The 18806-nt window shown below is 63.9% G+C and carries 17 protein-coding genes; 4 read left to right on the forward strand and 13 right to left on the reverse strand.

All coding sequences use genetic code 11. The annotated features are described in order from the left end of the window. Window positions 1-33: 33 nt before the first annotated feature. The 4 genes from CD932_RS06820 to CD932_RS06835 all read right to left on the reverse strand — a co-directional run bounded on the left by CD932_RS06820 (window position 34) and on the right by CD932_RS06835 (window position 5878). Window positions 34-2994 (reverse strand): ribonucleoside-diphosphate reductase subunit alpha, encoded by a 2961-nt coding sequence (locus CD932_RS06820; protein ID WP_094441971.1) that lies wholly within the window; start codon window positions 2992-2994, stop codon window positions 34-36. 647 nt (window positions 2995-3641) lie between these two features. Next, window positions 3642-4688 carry a sigma-54-dependent Fis family transcriptional regulator gene (locus CD932_RS06825; RefSeq protein WP_094441972.1) on the reverse strand — a complete coding sequence of 349 codons (1047 nt, stop codon included), beginning with the start codon at window positions 4686-4688 and terminating at the stop codon, window positions 3642-3644. A 132-nt stretch (window positions 4689-4820) separates the two neighbouring features. Continuing rightward, the gene (locus tag CD932_RS06830; RefSeq protein WP_094441973.1) at window positions 4821-5078 is read right to left on the reverse strand and encodes a PP0621 family protein; all 258 of its coding nucleotides are present in this window, start codon (window positions 5076-5078) and stop codon (window positions 4821-4823) included. Beyond that, a complete protein-coding gene (locus CD932_RS06835; RefSeq protein WP_094441974.1) occupies window positions 5075-5878 on the reverse strand; it encodes an inner membrane protein YpjD in 804 nt (267 codons plus the stop codon). Before CD932_RS06835 ends, CD932_RS06830 begins: the two co-directional genes overlap by 4 nt. Window positions 5879-6147: 269 nt before the next feature. Here CD932_RS06835 and CD932_RS06840 point away from each other — a divergent pair, with 269 nt between their 5' ends. Next, entirely contained in the window at window positions 6148-6573 is a 426-nt protein-coding gene (locus CD932_RS06840; protein WP_094441975.1) for a MarR family winged helix-turn-helix transcriptional regulator, read from the forward strand. A gap of 183 nt (window positions 6574-6756) precedes the next feature. Further along, window positions 6757-7533 (forward strand): alpha/beta fold hydrolase, encoded by a 777-nt coding sequence (locus tag CD932_RS06845; protein ID WP_094441976.1) that lies wholly within the window; start codon window positions 6757-6759, stop codon window positions 7531-7533. A gap of 59 nt (window positions 7534-7592) precedes the next feature. Here CD932_RS06845 and CD932_RS06850 read toward each other — a convergent pair whose 3' ends face one another. The 8 genes from CD932_RS06850 to CD932_RS06885 all read right to left on the reverse strand — a co-directional run bounded on the left by CD932_RS06850 (window position 7593) and on the right by CD932_RS06885 (window position 15845). Continuing rightward, window positions 7593-8582 (reverse strand): ABC transporter substrate-binding protein, encoded by a 990-nt coding sequence (locus CD932_RS06850; RefSeq protein ID WP_094441977.1) that lies wholly within the window; start codon window positions 8580-8582, stop codon window positions 7593-7595. A 111-nt stretch (window positions 8583-8693) separates the two neighbouring features. After that, window positions 8694-10661, reverse strand: a complete 1968-nt coding sequence (locus CD932_RS06855; RefSeq protein WP_094441978.1) for a MacB family efflux pump subunit — start codon at window positions 10659-10661, stop codon at window positions 8694-8696. Then, window positions 10658-11863 (reverse strand): efflux RND transporter periplasmic adaptor subunit, encoded by a 1206-nt coding sequence (locus CD932_RS06860; protein WP_094441979.1) that lies wholly within the window; start codon window positions 11861-11863, stop codon window positions 10658-10660. The genes CD932_RS06855 and CD932_RS06860 overlap by 4 nt, the downstream gene beginning before the upstream one ends. 23 nt (window positions 11864-11886) lie before the next feature. Then, a complete protein-coding gene (locus CD932_RS06865; protein WP_094441980.1) occupies window positions 11887-12225 on the reverse strand; it encodes a DUF3325 domain-containing protein in 339 nt (112 codons plus the stop codon). After that, window positions 12222-13928 carry a PepSY domain-containing protein gene (locus CD932_RS06870; protein WP_254926492.1) on the reverse strand — a complete coding sequence of 569 codons (1707 nt, stop codon included), beginning with the start codon at window positions 13926-13928 and terminating at the stop codon, window positions 12222-12224. The genes CD932_RS06865 and CD932_RS06870 overlap by 4 nt, the downstream gene beginning before the upstream one ends. After that, window positions 13925-14203: a hypothetical protein gene (locus CD932_RS06875; protein WP_094441981.1), complete on the reverse strand. Its 279-nt coding sequence runs from the start codon at window positions 14201-14203 to the stop codon at window positions 13925-13927. The genes CD932_RS06870 and CD932_RS06875 overlap by 4 nt, the downstream gene beginning before the upstream one ends. 155 nt (window positions 14204-14358) lie before the next feature. After that, window positions 14359-15339: a FecR domain-containing protein gene (locus CD932_RS06880; protein WP_176460904.1), complete on the reverse strand. Its 981-nt coding sequence runs from the start codon at window positions 15337-15339 to the stop codon at window positions 14359-14361. After that, window positions 15336-15845, reverse strand: coding sequence for a sigma-70 family RNA polymerase sigma factor (locus CD932_RS06885; RefSeq protein ID WP_094443503.1), 510 nt, complete (start codon window positions 15843-15845; stop codon window positions 15336-15338). The genes CD932_RS06880 and CD932_RS06885 overlap by 4 nt, the downstream gene beginning before the upstream one ends. Before the next feature lie 189 nt (window positions 15846-16034). Between CD932_RS06885 and ffh the strand changes: the two genes are divergently transcribed. After that, window positions 16035-17402, forward strand: coding sequence for a signal recognition particle protein (gene ffh, locus CD932_RS06890; RefSeq protein ID WP_094441982.1), 1368 nt, complete (start codon window positions 16035-16037; stop codon window positions 17400-17402). Window positions 17403-17691: 289 nt separating this feature from the next. After that, entirely contained in the window at window positions 17692-18117 is a 426-nt protein-coding gene (locus CD932_RS06895) for an SWIB/MDM2 domain-containing protein (RefSeq protein WP_094441983.1), read from the forward strand. 72 nt (window positions 18118-18189) lie between these two features. Here CD932_RS06895 and CD932_RS06900 read toward each other — a convergent pair whose 3' ends face one another. Then, a complete protein-coding gene (locus CD932_RS06900) occupies window positions 18190-18798 on the reverse strand; it encodes a lytic transglycosylase domain-containing protein (RefSeq protein ID WP_094443504.1) in 609 nt (202 codons plus the stop codon). Window positions 18799-18806 lie beyond the last annotated feature (8 nt).

Raw genomic sequence — 18806 nt, forward strand, 5'->3', positions numbered from 1 at the left:
TCAGCCCGGCGATGCCGGGCTGAGCACTTTAAATTATTGGCAGGCTTCGCACTCTTCGAAGCCATCATCACCGGGACGCAGGTAGCAGGCTTCGCCATCGGCGTCGTCCGCTGCCGCTACGGCAACCGCTGCTGGCGCGACGGCCACGGCGGCGGCTGCAGCCACGCTGGCGGCCTGCGCGCTCTGGGCGCTGGCCGACATGCCGCCATCGACCGCCACCGCGTTCAGGGCGCCGGTCCTGGAGGTCGATTTCTCCATGTGGGTGGCGGCGATGGTGCGCAGGTAATACGTCGTTTTCAGGCCGCGCAGCCACGCCAGTTTATACGTCTCGTCGAGTTTCTTGCCCGAGGCGCCGGCCATGTAGATGTTCAGCGACTGCGCCTGGTCGATCCACTTCTGACGGCGCGATGCCGCTTCCACCAGCCAGCTCGGCGACACTTCAAAGGCGGTGGCGTAGATGTCGCGCAGGTCTTGCGGGATGCGGTCGATCTTCACCAAGGAACCGTCGAAGTATTTCAGGTCCGAGATCATCACTTCATCCCACAGGTCGCGCGCCTTCAGGTCGCGCACCAGGTAGCCGTTGATTTCGGTGAATTCGCCCGACAGGTTCGATTTCACGTACAGGTTCTGGAACGTCGGCTCGATACAGGCCGACACGCCGATGATGTTCGAAATGGTGGCCGTCGGCGCGATCGCCACGCAGTTCGAGTTGCGCATGCCGAATTTGGCGATGCGTTCGCGCACCGGGGTCCAGTCCATCGCCGACGAAGTATCGACTTCCAGGTAGCCGCCGCGCTCTTCAAGCAGCAGTTTGACGGAATCCTGTGGCAGGATGCCGCGGTCCCACAGGGAACCTGCGTACGACTCGTAGCGGCCGCGCTCTTCGGCCAGTTCGGTCGAGGCCAGGTAGGCGTAGTAGCACACCGCTTCCATCGAGGTATCGGCAAACGACACGGCGGCGTCGGAGGCAAACGGGATGCGCATCATGTGCAGGCAATCCTGGAAGCCCATGACGCCCATGCCGACCGGACGGTGGCGCATGTTCGAATTGCGCGCCTTGTCGACGGCGTAGTAGTTGATGTCGATGACGTTATCGAGCATGCGCATGGCGGTGCGCACGGTCTTCGCCAGCTTGACGTGGTCGAGCTTGCCTTCTTTCATGTGCGCCGGCATGTTGACGGAACCCAGGTTGCAGACGGCGATTTCGTCGGCGCTGGTGTTCAGCGTGATTTCCGTGCACAGGTTCGAGCTGTGCACCACGCCGACATGCGACTGCGGGCTGCGGATATTGCACGGGTCCTTGAAGGTGATCCATGGGTGGCCGGTTTCAAACAGCATCGACAGCATCTTGCGCCACAGGTCGAGCGCGGCAATTTTCTTGAACGAGCGCATTTCGCCGGCGGCGGCCTTCGCTTCGTAGCCCAGGTAAGCCGTTTCAAAGGCCTTGCCGACCTTGTCGTGCAGGTCCGGCGTTTCCGATGGCGAGAACAGGGTCCATTCGCCTTTTTCCATCACGCGCTTCATGAACATGTCGGGAATCCAGTTGGCCGTGTTCATGTCGTGGGTGCGGCGGCGGTCGTCGCCCGTGTTCTTGCGCAGGTCGAGAAATTCCTCGATGTCCATGTGCCAGGTTTCCAGGTAGGCGCAAACGGCGCCCTTGCGCTTGCCGCCCTGGTTGACGGCCACGGCGGTGTCGTTGACCACTTTCAGGAACGGCACCACGCCTTGCGACTTGCCGTTGGTGCCCTTGATATGGGCACCCAGGGCACGCACTGGCGTCCAGTCGTTGCCCAGGCCGCCGGCATACTTGGCCAGCAGCGCGTTGTCCTTGATGGCGTCGTAGATGCCTTCGAGGTCATCGGACACCGTGCTCAGGTAGCACGACGACAGCTGCGAGCGCAAGGTACCCGAGTTGAACAGGGTCGGCGTCGAGCTCATGAAGTCGAACGAAGACAGCAGGCTGTAGAACTCGATGGCGCGCGCTTCGCGGTCCGACTCGTTCAGTGCCAGGCCCATCGCCACGCGCATGTAGAACGCTTGCGGCATTTCGATGCGCACGTCCTGGATATGCAGGAAATAGCGGTCGTACAGGGTTTGCAGGCCGATATAGCCAAATTGCAGGTCGCGGTCGGCGACGATGGCCTTGGCCAGGCGTTCCAGGTCGAACGTGGCCAGTACCGGGTTGAGCAGCTCGGCAGCGATGCCCTTGGCGATATAGGCCGGGAAATACGTCAGGTATTCGGCGGCTGCGGCCGCTTGCGGCACTTCCTTGCCGAACACTTCCTTGCGCACCGTATGCAGCAGGATGCGGGCCGTGACCTGGCTGTAGGCCGGGTCTTTTTCCATCAGCGCGCGCGCTGCCAGGATGGCCGACTTGTGCAGTTCTTCGACCGGCACGCCGTCGTACAGGTTTTTCACGGTTTCAGCGAGGATGGCGTCGGCGTCGACATGCTTTTCCAGGCCGGCACAGGCGGCGTTGATCAGGTCGCGCACTTGCTGCATGTCGAGCGGGCGGCGCACGCCGTTGTCGAGCACGTTCAATTGCGGTGCGGCCACGTGCGCGGAGGCGCCCAGCGCCTCCTTCTGCAGGCGGCGCTCTTCCATGTGCTTGGCGCGGTACAGCACGTAGGCGCGCGCCACATCGTGTTCGCCCGAACGCATCAGCGACAGTTCCACCTGGTCTTGCACGTCTTCGATATGGAAGGTGCCGCCGCCGGGCTGGCGGCGCACCAGCGCGGCCACGACCGAGCTGGTCAGTTGCTCGACCAGTTCACGCACGCGGGCGGAAGCGGCGCCCTGGCCACCGCCCACGGCCAGAAACGCCTTGGTCATCGCGATGGCGATTTTCGACGGCTCAAATGCCACCACCGCGCCGTTGCGGCGGATGATGCGATAGTCGCCCATGGCCACGCCGATGCTTGCCACGCTGTGCGCCGCGCCTGGCGCTGGCGGTACTGGCGTTGGATGGATAGAAATATCTTGAGGTGATTGCATTGAAGCTCCCGTTGTCAGCTAAAGTCAGCCTGCAGTTTTGCTGCCGCGTGTGTTGTTGAATAGAACGCCCGATGGTCCGGGCTTCTTCCGGTATTTAGTATTAAAAACTACATTTTTAAGGCATCAGATGATACGAATGAAAATAGCGTGCCATCACGGCCATGGCTGGCGTGAAACCTGTCTCGATGGGTGATAAACCGCCAGTGCCAGCTTGCCAGGTAAGCACGCAAACGGTGTTGGCGCTGGCTTGACACTAATTCTGAAAACATCTGTGATGGCACTACATTTAGTAAGTATATCGAATTTATGCACTAATTGTAGTACCCATCGATGGCAGGCGCAATACTTTTCCCCGCCTGGATCCCGCTTAATTTTTACGATTTCATGCACGAATTCAATTGACTTTTCAGGGCATGGATCACAGGCCCGGCACCCGCGCAGTGAGCACTAACGCAGGCCGCCGCAGAGCGCTGCGCACCCGGTTCCCGATATTAATCCAAATCAATTTCAGCCTGGTTTGTGCTTGCCGTAGCAGCAATTATTTACGTCAATGCAACTACTGAACCAGCGAGCAGCCGCCGCTGGCGAAAGCGGGACCGGCATTATAATCTACCGCGCCGTTTCGGTCCTGGCCGCGTCCTGTTGGCTCAGCCCGGCGGCTCGCGCAATTGCAATTTTTGCATGCGGTAGCGCAACTGGCGCACGCTGATGCCCAGCTGCCGCGCCGCCCGCGCGCGGTGGTAGCGCGTTTGCACCAACGCCTGCAGGATCATTTCGCGCTCGGTTTGCAGCAGGAACAACTGTAGCGGAATGATCGGTGCGCCGCCATGCGCCATGCCGGGCAGCGGCAATTGCCGGCCCGGCAAGCCGGGGTTCAGGGCCGTCACCGGCGCAGTCACAGCCAAACCCAGCCCATCGGCCGTGATCACGCCGCCATCGGCAAAAGCCAGGGCGCGTTCCAGCAGGTTTTCCAGTTCGCGCACATTGCCGGGAAAAGCATGGCGCTCCAGCGCCGCCAGCACCGCCGGCGCCAGATGTACGACTTGCCGTGGCGCCAGGCGCGCCAGGATGGCCTCGCACAGGGCCGGCAAGTCGCCCAGCCGTTCGCGCAGGGGCGGCACCGCCAGTTCGATCACGTTCAGGCGGTAATACAGGTCCTGGCGAAAGCTGCCGGCCGCCACGCCGCGCGCCAGGCCGTGCTGGCTGGCGCACAGAATGCGCACGTCGACGGCCTCGTCGGCGCTGCCGCCCAGTTTGCGCACGCGGCGCTCCTGCAGCGCGCGCAACAGCTTGACCTGCATCACCAAAGGCAGGTCATCGACCTCATCGAGCAGCAGGCTGCCACCGTGTGCCGCCTGGAACAGACCTTGCCGCTCGTGCAACGCGCCCGTGTAGGCGCCGGGGCGGCAGCCGAACAGTTCGGCTTCCATCAGGGTCTCGGGGATAGCGCCGCAATTGACGGCAATAAACGGACCGGCGGCGCGCGCGCCCTGGGCATGGATGGCGCGCGCCACCAGCTCCTTGCCGCTGCCCGATTCGCCGCGGATCGCCACCGGCGCGCAGGACGCGGCGATGCGCGCAATTTGCGCGCGCAGCGCCTGCATGGCGGCCGAACTGCCGCTCAGTTGTGGGACAGAATCTTTAGCGAGGGGCGCGACGTGGCTGCCGACGGCCTGGATACGCGAGCTGGGCATGAGCTATCCTTTCGACAAGGACTGCGATCGGACACATCAGGGTGTCAGTGTCAGGCCCATGCTACGCCTGCCCGGCGGAGCATGGCGTCACGATACGGATGAGAAATTGCTGAGGAAGGCGGCAGGCGGTCGTTACACAGTGGCGTGCGCGTGACTGCAGTAGTCGTGGCCCTTGGCCTGCACGTTTTCGGAGGCCGGGTAGTACACGCCGCAGTGGGCGCAGCACAGCATCAGCTCGGCATCGGGCAATTCGGCCACGCGGCCGGGTGCTGCATGGGGATTAGCTTGCTGCTGGCGTTGTTGCTGACGCTGCTGCAGGCCGCGGATCTTGCTGCGGATCGCGAACACCACCAGGAACACCAGCGCCAGCCAGAACAAAATACGGGTCATAAATATCCTCGGTGCAAAACCACTTCCAGTACAAAACGGCTGCCGACATAGGCCAGCAGCAAGGTGGCAAAGCCGGCCAGGGTAAATGTCAGCGCCGTCTTGCCGCGCCAGCCGCGAAAGCGGCGTCCGGCCAGCAGCACGGCAAACAGCAGCCACGACAGCAGGGTAAATACCGACTTGTGATCCCAGGTCAGGGCCTTGCCAAATAATTGTTCAGAAAACACAATGCCCGACAACACGGTCAGGCTCAGCAAAATGAAACCCAGGCCGATCATGCGAAACAGCAGCTTTTCCATCGTCAGCAAGGCCGGCAGCTGGTCCAGCGCCCCGGACAAGAAGCCGCGCCGCTCGCTGCGCGTGTGCAGGCGCGATTCCTGCAGCGCCATCAGCACGGCGTGAAAAGCGGCGATCGTCAAGGTGCTGTAGGCCAGCACGGCCACCGTGATATGCCAGCCGAACACGGCGGACTTGCCTTCCAGCACCACCTGATTGCCGGGAAAGGCCCAGGCCAGGCCGATCGCCAGCACGGCGCAGGGCATGACCATGCGGCGCAGGCCATCGAGGCTGAAATTGCGGTTTTCTATCCAGTAGGCGCCCACCGACACCCACAGCGCGGCCGACAGCATGGCGGAAAACCCGAAGCGCAAGGTGCCCGGCGCCATCAGGTCGAACCACAAGGTGGCCGCGTGCGACAGCCAGGCGACGCCGGTCAGCGCGGCGATCAGCCTGCCTTGCGACGAGGGAAGAAACGCGCACACCGCATACGCCATGGCGGCAAGGAAGAAAAAATAGGTCTGCATGTTTTAAGTTTACACCATAGCCGGCCAGCGCGAATCGCGCAGCGGCACGCGTGGCTGCCCGATACTGTGCCGCGCGCAATGCGAAAGAGCCTGCCATGATATCGCGCCTGAGGCCGCGCCGGTGGCCCGCCCTCAAGATTTCGCGAATCTTTCCTGCCGCACGGCAAGCTTGCCCGTCATTTCAGGATATTGCGGAATATTGCAGGATATTGCTTAAGGCGCCGATTATCGTTAGGCTGGCGCCATCACCGCTTTCTGACTGCCATGCCATGCCCGCTTCCAGCCTCGACGACAAATTGTGTTTCCAGCTCTACGCCACCTCGCTGAAAATGACCCAGCTGTACAAGCCGATGCTGGCCGCCATCAAGCTGACCTATCCGCAGTACCTGGTGATGCTGGTACTGTGGGACCAGGAAGGCCTGGGCATCAAGGACCTGGCCGAGCGCTTGCAGCAAGATTCCGGCTCGATCACGCCGCTGGTCAAGCGGCTCGAAGCGGAAGGCTATCTGCTGCGCGCACGCGATCCGCGCGACGAACGCAACCGCGTGCTGACCTTGACTGCGGCCGGACGCGACTTGCGCCAGGCCAGCACCGCCATCGACCAGGCGATTGCCAACAACTGCAGCGTGATCGCGCCGGAATTCGAGGTCATGATGGAAGGCTTGCGCAAGCTGAACGCCAGGCTGGGCGCCTGATGGACCAGCCGCGTCGAATTTCCTCAAAAATATATTGCACACTAATGATTAGTGCGCTATTCTTATTTCACTGACTGCCCGATGGTGCTGCTGATAGCAGGGCAAGTTCACTACCGACCGCCATTTTTAATTAATAATTAGCGCGCTAATTAATAGCCAGCCATAAACTCAAGGAGTCCTGCCATGTCGTCCATCCCTTTCAAAGCTTCCCTGATCGCCGCCGCCATCGCTTCCGGCGTCACGCTTGCACCAGCCCAGGCGGCTACGCCAGTTGAACAGAAGCTTGATACCACCGTGGTGCTGGTGCATGGCGCCTTTGCCGACGGTTCCAGCTGGGACAAGGTGATCCCGCTGCTGCAGGCAAAAGGCTTGAAAGTGGTGGCCGTGCAAAATCCGCTGACTTCCCTGGCTGACGATGTCGCCGCCGCCCAGCGCGTGATCGATGCACAGACCGGCCGCGTGGTCCTGGTCGGCCACTCCTGGGGTGGCACCGTGATCACGGAAGCGGGCACCAGCGACAAGGTCAAGGCGCTGGTGTATGTGGCGGCCTTTGCGCCATCCGAAGGCGAAGCCTCGGGCGAACTGGGCAAGGACTACCCGACGCCACCGGGCATCGCCACCCTGACGGCGGACGCGGCAGGTTTCCTGTATCTGCCGGCGGAATCGCTCAGGGTCAATTTCGCCCAGGACCTGCCGGCCGCGCAAACGCGTTTGATGGCCGCCACGCAAGGCCCGATCCAGGGCAAGGCGTTTGCCGACAAGACCACCGTCGCCGCCTGGAAGAACAAGCCCAGCTACTACATCGTGGCCGGCAAGGATCGCATGATCGCGCCGGAACTGCAGCAGGCGTTTGCCAGCAAAATCAAGGCCACCAGCACCGTGCTGCAAACAAGCCATGTGCCGATGCTGTCGCAGCCGAAACAGGTGGCCGAGGTGATACTGGCGGCGGCCAGGCGATAAGCAGCTATCCCTGCGCGCCAGCCGTGGCGCGCAGGCTTTTCCCCGATTTTTCCTGACTTTTACTTCACATTCAGGCTTTTCTTGGCCTGGTCGAGCAGATCGGTCTTGACCCAGTCCCTGGCCACCGGCGGTTTGCTCATGCGGCCCACGCCCGTTTTCACCATCACGTCGGTGGTGGTCTGGATATGTTCGGGCGTGATGTCGTAGGAATACGGTGAATTGCTGATCGCGTCGTCGAAGTCATCCTTGGTAATCTGGCCACGGAACACCACTTCACGCACGTATTTTTCCGCCGTCGGCTTGTTGTCGATAAAGGTCTTGGTGGCCTCGACGAAGCAGCGCATGAACTTCTCGGCCACCGGACGGCGTTCCTTGTAGAATTTTTCCGTCATCACCATGGTGCGCACCGGCTCGCCGATCGGCGTGTCGTACGGTTTGATCACTTCGGTGCCGAAGCCCTTGTTGATGGCCTGCGACGATTGCGGCTCCGACTGCATCATGGCGTCGATATTCTTGCCCATCAGCGCCTGGTTCAGGTCGGCATACGCGAGGAACACCAATTGCACGTCCTTGCCCTTGGTTTCCGAATACGTCAGCCCCGCCTGCGACAGCTCGGCCAGCAGCAGCACTTCCTGGATGCCGCCACGCGTCACGCCCACGCGCTTGCCTTTCAAATCCTTGACGCTGGCAATCTTCTGCCCCGTGCCGCCCACCAGCCGCGCGCCGCCCTTGGCAAAGCCGGCCACCACATAGATAGGCGCGCCGCCGGCGCGGCCCGAAATGGCCGCTTCGGACGCCGTCGCGCCCACGTCCAGCTCGCCGGCAATAATCGCCTGCATCACGTCCAGGCCCTTGGCGAAGATATGCTCTTCGACCTTGATGCCGCACTTGGGCGCGATTTCCTTGATATACGACACGGCGCCGTAGTGGGCAAATTTCAGATTGCCCAGGCGAACCACCTCCTGGGCCTGTACCTGTGCAGCGCCCATGCTGAAGCTCAGCATGACGGCGGCGGCGATGGTGGTTTTGAAAATACTGGAATGACGCATCTGCTGCTCCTGTCTCACGGTGATGGGAATGCCTGCCTTGCAGGCAAGGAAACACTGCTTTTTTATTATGCAGAGATAGTACCGTGTGTTAAAGCAGGAGCAACAATTTTTTTATTGCCCCGCCAGCGCCACCACCGGATCGAGCCCTGACGCCTTGCGGGCCGGCATAAAGCCGAACACCAGCCCCGTCGCCACGGCGCAGGCAAAGGCGCCGCCGATGGCGCTGAGCGAAAAGATCACCGGCACTTGCCACGCCAGCAGCAGGCCGGCGAATGCGATGCCAACCACGATGCCGGCCACGCCACCGACCACCGACACCAGCACCGCTTCGGTCAGGAACTGGCGCAGGATGTCGCGGCGGCGCGCGCCGGTCGCCATGCGGATGCCGATTTCGCGCGTGCGCTCGCGCACCGTCATCAGCATCACGTTCATGACGCCGATGCCGCCCACCACCAGCGACACGGCGGCGATCAGGCTGAGCATCATGGTCATGTTGTCCTGCGTTTTCGCTTCCGCCGCGATCGAGGCGGCCGCGTTGCTGATGCCGTAGTCGCGGATGCGGTGGCGCTCGAACAGGGTGGCGTCAACCGCCGCCTCGACTTGCGCCACGCGTTTCACGTCAAACGCCGCCAGCACGGTGTAGGTCGGTTCGCGCTGGCCGAAGACACGGATGCCGGCCGTGGAAAACGGCAGCAGCAGCACGTCGTCCTCGTCCTTTTCGCCCGTCAGCGCGCCCTTGGCGCTCATCACGCCGATCACCTGGAACGGCACGTTGCCGATCAAAATGCTCTGCCCCACCGGATTGGCCACGTCGGGCATCAGCTTGTCGGCCAGGCGCGCGCCCAGCACGGCCACGGTGGCCATCTCGCGTTCGTCCTGCTCGGTAAAGAAGCCCCCTTTGGCCACCGGCCAGGTCTGGATCTGCGGCAGCGCCGGCCCCGTGCCGCGCACATAGGTCTGCACGTCGATATTGCCGTGGCGGATCACCTTGTTGCCGGTGACGTTGGGCAGCACATGCGAAATGCCCGGCACATCCTTCAACGCCTCCAGGTCGCCCAGGGTGATGCTGCGCCCCGGAATACGCGAGCTTTCGCCGCGCGAGGACATGTACAGCAGGTTAGAGCCGAACGCGCCCAGCTGCGCCATCACCTGCTGGCGCGTACCGAGGCCGATGGCCAGCATCACGATCACGGAAGCGACACCGATCACGATGCCGAGCAAGGTGAGCCCGGTGCGGAAGCGGTTGATCCACATGACGCGCCAGGCGGCGCGCGCGGCGTCCAGCAGTTCCGTGCCCAGCGACGCCCCGCTGTCATTGGCTGCGCGCGCCATGTCGAGCGGCGCCAGCGTGGCCGCCGTGGCGGGAATGGCCACCGCGCCCGAGTCTTCGATGATTTCGCCGTCGCGGATCTCGATCACGCGCCGGGCCTGGGCCGCCACCTTGCGGTCATGGGTAATCAATATGATGGTGTGGCCGGCGTCGGCCAGCTCGCCCAACAGCGCCATCACCTCGGCGCCGCTGGTACTGTCGAGCGCCCCGGTCGGTTCATCGGCCAGGATAATGCGTCCGCCATTCATCAAGGCGCGCGCGATCGACACGCGCTGCTGCTGCCCGCCCGACAACTGATTGGGGCGATGGTCGAGGCGCTCGGCCAGCCCCAGGCGCTGCAGCAGCGCAGCCGAGCGGGCGTGGCGCTGCGCCGCCGGCATGCCCGCATACAGGGCCGGTACTTCGACATTTTCGCGCGCCGATTCGGTGGCGATCAAATGATAGCCCTGGAACACGAAGCCGAAGGCCTCGCGCCGCAGCCAGGCCAGCTCGTCGGGAGTCAAACTTGCCACGTCCTGGCCGGCAAAGTGATACGTGCCGTCGCTGGGGCGGTCCAGGCAGCCCAGCAGATGCATCAGGGTCGACTTGCCGGAACCGGAGGCGCCGACGACGGCGACGAATTCACCGGCGCCGATCAACAGGCTCACGCCGCGCAGCACCTCGACGGCCGGCGCGCCGTCATGGCCACCGTAGCGTTTGCGAATGCCGTGCAGCTCGATCAAGGGCGCAGTTTTGTCAATCTCGTTCATAACTGGAACCGGCTCGGTCCATTGACGGCCGGCTGTTCGCCCGTCACCAGCAGTTCGCCCTCTTTCAACCCTTGCAGCACTTCGGCGCTCAAGCGATTGCGCACGCCCACCGTCACCTCGCGCTCATCGACCTTGCCGTCTGGCGCCATCACGCGGGCAGTAAACTCGCCTGCCCTGGCGCCTTCAGCGGTGGACGGTTTGAGCGCCGGCAGCGGCACGGCCAGCACATTGTCGGCGGCCGCCGTGACGAACACCACTTGCGCCGTCATCTGCGGCATCAGTTCGCCGTCGGCGTTGTCGACGTCGAACAGCACGGTGTACAGGACTACCTTGCTGGTCGATGGCGCCAGCGCCGTGCCGGCGCTGGCGCCGCCCGGGACCGGCGGCGCCGGCAGCACCTGCCGTACCTTGCCGCGCCAGCGGCGCTGGTCGCCACCGAGGGTCGTGAAATACACGGGCATGCCGGCGCGCACGCGGCGCACGTCCGCTTCCGACACTTCCGTCCACACCGTCATGGCGGATAAATCGGCGATGCGCAAAATAGTCGGCGTCTGGTAGGTGGCGTTCAGGGTCTGCCCTTCCTTGGCGTCCAGGCCCACCACGCTGCCGGCCATCGGCGCGTAGATGCGCGTATAGCCCAGGCGCGCTTCATCGGCTTTCAGGCTGGCCTGGGTCTGGTCTATCTGCGCCTTCAGATGGTCGATTCTGGCGGCGGCCGAGGCCAGCGTGGCTACCGCCAGCTCCAGCTCGGCCAGCGGGGTGGCATCGGATTTGGCCATCTGCTGCTGGCGCACATGCTGCTGGCCAGCCAGGCGGTGCTGCGCCTTTTGATCGGCCAGCTGTGCCCTCAAGCCGGCCAGCGCGGCGCGGCCCGCGTCGACGGTGGCCTGCTGCACGCTGGGGTCGATCTCGGCCAGCAGCTGGCCTTTTTCCACGGCGCTGCCGGGCTGCACATGCAAGCGCGTGATCTGGCCCGATACCTGGGCGCCCACGTCGACATAGGTTTGCGGCTGCAGGGTGCCGATCGCCGTCACGCTCGCTTCGATGCTGCCGCGCTTGACAGGCATGGTCTCGAAAATCGTGGCCGGGCCACGCGTGGCCCACAGGGCGCCGGTCCCTGCCAGCGCCAGCAGCGCCACGCCAGCAAGAATGGCCGCGCGGCGGGAAGCATAAAACGGTGTCGCCTTCGGTGCAACGTGCATCGGTCTGTCCTTGAAGAGGATTACTAAAGAAGGGTTACCAGCCCTGCCAGCGCGGCGACGGCTGCCAGCAGGGAACTACGCAACAGCAGTTTGGGGGCATACGGCAGCAGCAGGGCCACGCCCAGCGCGCCGGCCGACAAAAATCCCAGCCAGGCGAGCACGCCGACCGAGGCGCTCCAGCCGGCCACGCAGGGCCAGATGGCCAGCGCCAGCAGCGCGCTGCCGGCCAGTTGCAGCGCGCGCCGCACAGGGACGGCCGCATCGCGCCCGAATACCTGGCCGTGATGGCGGTCCATCGCCAGCGACAGGCTGGCCATGCCCGCATACGACAGGCCCAGTGCGCACAGGATGGTATTGATCATGCGTTGTGCTCCAGGGTGCTTGATCGGCTTGCATTGCACAAGGGGGCCGTCCTTGCCGCTGCGGCGCACTTCTCCTTGCGCGTATTGGTCTTCCAGGCGGCCCAGGCGGCCAGCAGGCCGAACGCCAGCGCGCACAATTCGACGCCGGCGCTTTCCCAGTCTCCGCGCGCACATTGCGCCGCCAGATGGTCGCCCGTCGTCAGCAGATTCAATAGCGGCAGCAGCAGGCATAGCGCCGCCAGCAGGCCCAGTTGCTCGAGCCACGCGCGCTTCTCGCCGCGCAGGCAGGCGTGCAGCAAGGTCAATAACCAGACGCCGAAAAAGGCCCGCACTTCCCAGCTCGCACGCAGTTCCAGGCCGACGGGGATCAGGCGGTTGGCCCACAGGTAGGCGATGCAGGCGATCGACAGGCCGGCAAGCGCGGCGATATTCAGGCGCGCCACCAGGCGATAGACGCGCGGCGTGGCGGCGCCGAATTCGCCGAGCGACTTCTGGCGCCGCTTGACCAGGAACAGGATCGCACCGGTGCCCATCATGGCGGTGCCGGCCAGGCCGCAGACGAAATACAGCCAGCGCATGGGCAGGCCGCCAAAGCTCGCCATGTGCAGGCTGGCCATGACATTGCGCGTCAGCGCGGCGCCCCCCGTGTCCGAGCCGCCAGGCTGGCGCACGGCCGTTTCCAGGCCGCTGGCCAGCGCATAGCAGGCGCGGCCCGTACTGGGGCTGATGCGTTCGATCAGTTCGCGCTCTTCGTTCCAGCCATACATGCACACGCGCATGGAGCCGTCGTTCGGATTGTCAAGCACCACCGCGCGGATCTCCTGGCCGATGGCCTGCTCGGCGCGCCGCGCAAACGGTTCCAGGTCGGGGATGGCCAGCGGCTGGCCCGTGCGCGCCGGTTTGCCCGCCTCATTCCATTCGGCGAGGAAGGATTTTTTCGTATTCTGCACACCATATTGCGCCACCACCGGCGCCGGCACATAGTCGTCGGCGAAAAACACCAGCCCCGTGTAGGCGATCATGCACTGGAACGGCAAGGTCAAGACGGCCACCGCGTTGTGCGCGTCGAGCCAGGAGCGCTGGCCCTTGGCCGGGCGGAACGTAAAAAAATCCTTGAAGATGCGCTTGTGCGTGATCACGCCGCTGACCAGGGCAACGAGCATGATCATGGTGGTGATGCCGACGATCCACACACCGATGCGCCCCGCATGGAGCTCATAGTGAAAATCGACGAAATGATGGCCGCCGTGGGTCGCGCGCTGGCTGGCGTGCTGTTCGCCGCCTGGCGCATGCCTGATTTCCTTGCCCGTCACCGGGTCGAGATCGGCCGCACCGTAGCCGCCCTGTGGCTGGAACCAGTAGGCCGACAAGCCTTGACCCGGCCGCTGCACGGGCCAGATTTCCCACATGTCGGCCTTCGGATGGGCCCTGGCCATGAAGGCCAGCGCCAGTTGCAGGCGCTGCGCGCGGTCGGTGACCTTGGGCGGCGGCGGCTCGCTGGCGTGCGCCGCCTCGACCAAAGCATGCTCGGGCTGCATCCAGTGACCGATCGGCTCTTCGAACACCGACAAGGTGCCGGTCAGGAAAATGGCGAACAGCAGCCAGGAAATCCACAGCCCGCTCCAGGTATGCAGCCAGGCCATGGCCTGGCGCAAGCGGCCCGACTGCGGCGTCCTGACGTTTTTTTCCAGCTTCGCACTCATGCGGCACCCCGCGACAGCAGCAGGCCCAGGCCGCCACAGGCAATCGCCGGCAGCAGCATGCCCAGCCACGCGCGGCGCAGGCCCGGCACCGCAAACACCCAGATCACGGCGCAGGTATAGACCGCGAAAGCGCTGAGGGTGGCCGTCTGCACGGCTTCGACGCGCGACAGCGGCAAGATCGATGACAGCAGTACCGCCACGCCGGAAGTGAGGGCATAGCCGCCAAAGACGGCCGCCAGCACGCGCGACAACAGCATCAGGTGGGCCGGCTTCATGGCTGTGCTGCCGGGCCGGTTGTTTGTTTTTGTTGCATCACTGCGTCTCTCCGTCAAATGGATGATGAAAACGGCATCCTTCACATACAGGTGCCGCGAGCATCCGGATCGGGCAGTCCTGCCACAAAATATTTTTTGGGGGAGGGACGGGGCGGCTAGGGGGCCGGTTCGACCGACACCCAGTAGCGCGTGCGGCTGCGCACCTGCACCGGCAGCGAATCGGGCAGCAGGTTCAGGATGCGGTCCGTGTCGAACAGCAGAAACACCCCCGACAGACGCAGCTGGGCCACTTCGGGCGCGCAGTGGATCAGGCCGGGACGGTAGCGCGACAGGTCGGCCAGGAACTCGCCCAGGGTCACGTCGTCGACGATCATCTGCCCGCGCGACCAGGCGTCAAGATGGGCGTCGATCGCCTGGGGCGCCTCGGGACGCTGGCGCGTAAAAGTCGCGCTGCGCCCGGCCGGCAGCAGCAAGGGCGCGCCCACACCGTCCAGCGGGCGGATTTCGACCGCGCTTTCAAACACGGCCACATGGCTCACGCCATCGCGCTGGCGCACGGAAAAGCGCGTGCCGAGCGCGCGCACCCGGCCTTCGTGGGTGGCCACCAGCAGCGGTGCATCGCTGCCGGCGCCATGGCCGCTGACGACCATGATTTCGCCCGCCAGCAGCTCGATCAGGCGCTCATCGCCATCGATGCGTACATTGACGGCGCTGGCGGTATTGAGCTTGAGGACGCTGCCATCGCTCAAAAGGATAGCGCGACGCTCGCCGGTGGCCGTCTGGTAGTCGGCGCGCAAGGCCTGCGCCCGCTCCCACATGCCGTTCTGCGCGGCCAGCATGCCGGCACCTCCGGCCACCCCCAGCCATGCCAGCAAGCGGCGGCGCTTGCCACTGGCCGGACGCACGCTTGCGCTGGCCAGCGCCTGCGTGGCCGCGCCCTTGTGCACGCTGCCAAAACGCTGCGAAAACGCCTCGATATGGGCCCAGGCCCGTGCATGTTCAGGGTCCAGCTCGCGCCAGCGCCGCCAGTCGCGCAGCTCGGCTTCGCCCGCCTCGTCCGACATCAGCACGGTCAGCCAGTCGGCGGCCTGCTGCGCCACCGCCTCGTTGATGGCAGGATGCCGCGCCCTGCTCATGCCGGCAGCGCAAAGAACACGTGCCGGTTGGCGCGCGTCAGATACTGTTTGACCGAGCTGGCCGATACATCGAGCCGCGCGGCGATCTCGGCGTAGCTGAGGCCTTCAAGCTGGGCCAGCAAAAACGCCGTGCGCACGGGGAACGGCAAGCCGTCAAGGGCCGCATCGATTTCCTGCAAGGCCTCCAGCGCCAGCAAGCGCTCCTCGGGTGCCGGCGCCACGGCCGGCGGCAGGCAGGCCAGCGCGGCCAGGTAGGCCTCTTCCAGCACCTGCCGGCGGTAGCGGTGGGCCACCAGCCGGCGCGCGACGGTGGCCAGAAACGGCCGCGCTTCGCGGATCTGCGGCGCGCCGCCGCCGGTCAGTACGCTGACAAAAGTGTCCTGCGCCAGGTCGGCCGCATCAAAGGCATTGCCCAGCTTGTGCCGCAGCCAGCCCTGCAGCCAGCCGTGATGGTTGCTGTAGAGCACATGCAGTTGCTGTTGCTGGGAAAAATCGGCGGCGGCCATGACATCCATGTAAATAAGAATTATTCTCATTTTAAACCTGAAATGCCCTTGCATGCAATCAGGGTATTGCCATAAACGCCAAATTATCGATGCCGGCGCCGGACCGTGGCGGCCACGCGATAGAGTAAAATGGCGCCCATCGTCCGGCTTAGCGCCGCCCACTCCCAAGCTTTCCACTGCAGGTTGATCATGCTAGATAATCTTACCCAACGGCTTGCCAAAGTCGTCAAGACCATGCGCGGCGAGGCGCGCCTGACTGAAGCCAATACCGCCGAAATGCTGCGCGAAGTGCGCCTGGCGCTGCTCGAAGCCGACGTCGCCCTGCCCGCCGTGCGTGAATTCATCGCCCGCGTCAAAGAAAAATCGATGGGCGAGGAAGTGCTTTCCTCGCTGTCGCCCGGCCAGGCCCTGGTGGGCGTGGTGCAGCGCGAGCTGGCCGCCATCATGGGCGCCGACCTCGGTCCCGAAGCGTCGCAACTGAGCTTTGCGCAGCAGCCGCCCGCCATCATCCTGATGGCCGGCCTGCAGGGTGTGGGTAAAACCACCACCGTCGGCAAGCTGGCGAAATACCTGAAGGAAGAAAAGAAGAAGAAAGTGCTGACCGTTTCGGCCGACGTGTATCGTCCCGCCGCGATCGCCCAGCTGCAATCGGTGACCAGCCAGGTCGGCGCCGACTTCTTCCCGTCGACGGTCAATGACAAGCCGGTCGATATCGCCCTGGCCGCACTGGACTGGGCCAAGAAGCACTATCACGACGTGCTGATCATCGATACGGCCGGCCGTCTCGGCATCGACGAAGAGATGATGCGCGAAATCGCCGCCGTCCACGCCGCCGTCAAGCCGATCGAAACCCTGTTCGTGGTCGACGCCATGCTGGGCCAGGACGCCATCAACACGGCCAAGGCCTTCAATGACGCGCTGCCGCTGACCGGTATCGTGCTGACCAAGCTCGATGGCGATGCGCGCGGCGGCGCCGCCCTGTCGGTGCGCCATATCACGGGCAAACCGATCAAGTTTGCCGGTGTCTCGGAAAAACTCGACGGCCTCGAAGCGTTCGACCCGACCCGCATGGCCAACCGCATCCTCGGCATGGGCGACATCCTGGCGCTGGTCGAAGAAGCGCGCAAGGGCGTCGACAGCAAGGCGGCGGCCGACCTGGCGCAGAAGATGAAGGTCGGCGGCAAGTTCGACATGAACGACTTCAAGGCGCAGCTGGGGCAGATGAAGAAAATGGGCGGCATGGCCAATCTGATGGACAAGCTGCCGGCGCAGTTCCAGCAGGCGGCCGGCGGCAAGAACATGGACCAGGCGGACAAGCAGGTGCGCCGCATGTGCGGCATCATCGACTCGATGACGCCGCAGGAACGCGCCAAGCCTGAACTGATCAAGGCCACCCGCAAGCGCCGCATCGCCGCCGGCGCCGGCGTGCAGGTGCAGGAAGTCAATCGCATGCTGAACCAGTTCGAGCAGATGCAGACGATGATGAAAAAACTGTCGGGCGGCGGCATGATGAAGATGATGCGCTCCATGAAGGGCATGATGCCCGGTCTGAAGTAAGGCCTTCAGGCGCCGCAAAAAGCGGTAAAACAGTATGTTAAATAATGCCGGGCAGCATTTTCCTCAGCCCGGCATTTCCCCCTCCCCGCATAGCCAGCAACCATGCCGTTTTCAGGCAAAAACACCCTTGCAAGCCCTTCCACGCTGCCCCCGGGCGACAGAGGGCGGATTTCGCTACTTTTTCCTCTTGAAAACGTGAAAATCGCTTGCATACTGTGGAAATCCCCACCAATATTAGCCGTGCGATTAATTGCGCAATTTCCCATGTGTTTGTTAAGGAGGCTCGAAGATGGCAACAGCCAAAAAAACCCCAGTAGCAGCGCCAGCCAAGGCGGCAGCAGCCAAGCCTGCAGCCGCCAAGAAAGCAGCACCCGTAGCCAAAGCCGCGCCAGCGGCAAAAACCGCAGCCAAGCCGGCTGCGAAACCGGCAGCGGCGAAGAAAGCGGCAGCACCGGCAACCCCACGCAAGCCAAACGCAGCCTTCATGAAAGAAATGACGCCGTCCACCGAACTGGCGGCCGTCGTTGGCGCAGCACCGTTGCCACGCACCGAAGTGACCAAGAAGGTCTGGGATTACATCAAAAAACTCGACCTGCAAGATCCGGCCAACCGCCGCATGATCAATGCCGACGACAAACTGAAAGCCGTTTTTGGCGGCAAGGCCCAAGTCTCCATGTTTGAAATGACGAAACTCATCTCCGATCATTTGAAATAGTCAGCGACCCGCCGGCCATTTGGCCGAGCGAGTGCCCCGCCGCTTCATTGCGAGCGGGGTATTTTTTTGCCGTCAACCCGCCGGCTTGAGCTCCCACTGCACCCACGCCGCGCGCACCGCATTCGGATACTCGGGCCTGCCCCGGCTGCCGTTATACCGCCCCAGCGCCAGGTACAAATCGCCCTTTTCCATATCCAGGTACATGCGCAAAATCGCGCAGCCATAGCGCAGATTGGTCTGCATGTGAAACAGCTTGCTGCGGTCATGGTCACCGATCACGCCGGTCCAGAACGGCATCACCTGCATGTAGCCGCGCGCGCCGGCCAGCGAGACGGCGTATTTGCGGTAGTTGGACTCGACCTGTATCAGGCCCAGCACCAGCGCCGGCTCCAGCCCCGCGCGGCGCGCTTCGTACCAGACGGTTTCCAGAAATTCCGTGCGCAGCTGGGCGTCCGGGAGTTTGCGCTGCAGCCGTTGCGACATCTGCGCCAGCCATTGCCGGTAGCGCTCCAGATCCGCAGGATGGGGGAACGTGGGCTGTGGCGCTCGCTCGTCGCGGATCGCCTGCGACAGGGCCAGGCGCACCGAGTCGGCCAGCGCCTCTTCCTTCTGGTTGCCGGCCTGCGCAAGGGGGGCGCAAGCCAGGCAGGCGGCCAGCGCGAGCGCGCCGGCCGTTTTCATGAACAACA

This window comes from Janthinobacterium sp. PC23-8 (assembly GCF_002250505.1).
In the GTDB taxonomy this organism is placed as follows: Bacteria; Pseudomonadota; Gammaproteobacteria; order Burkholderiales; family Burkholderiaceae_D; genus Janthinobacterium.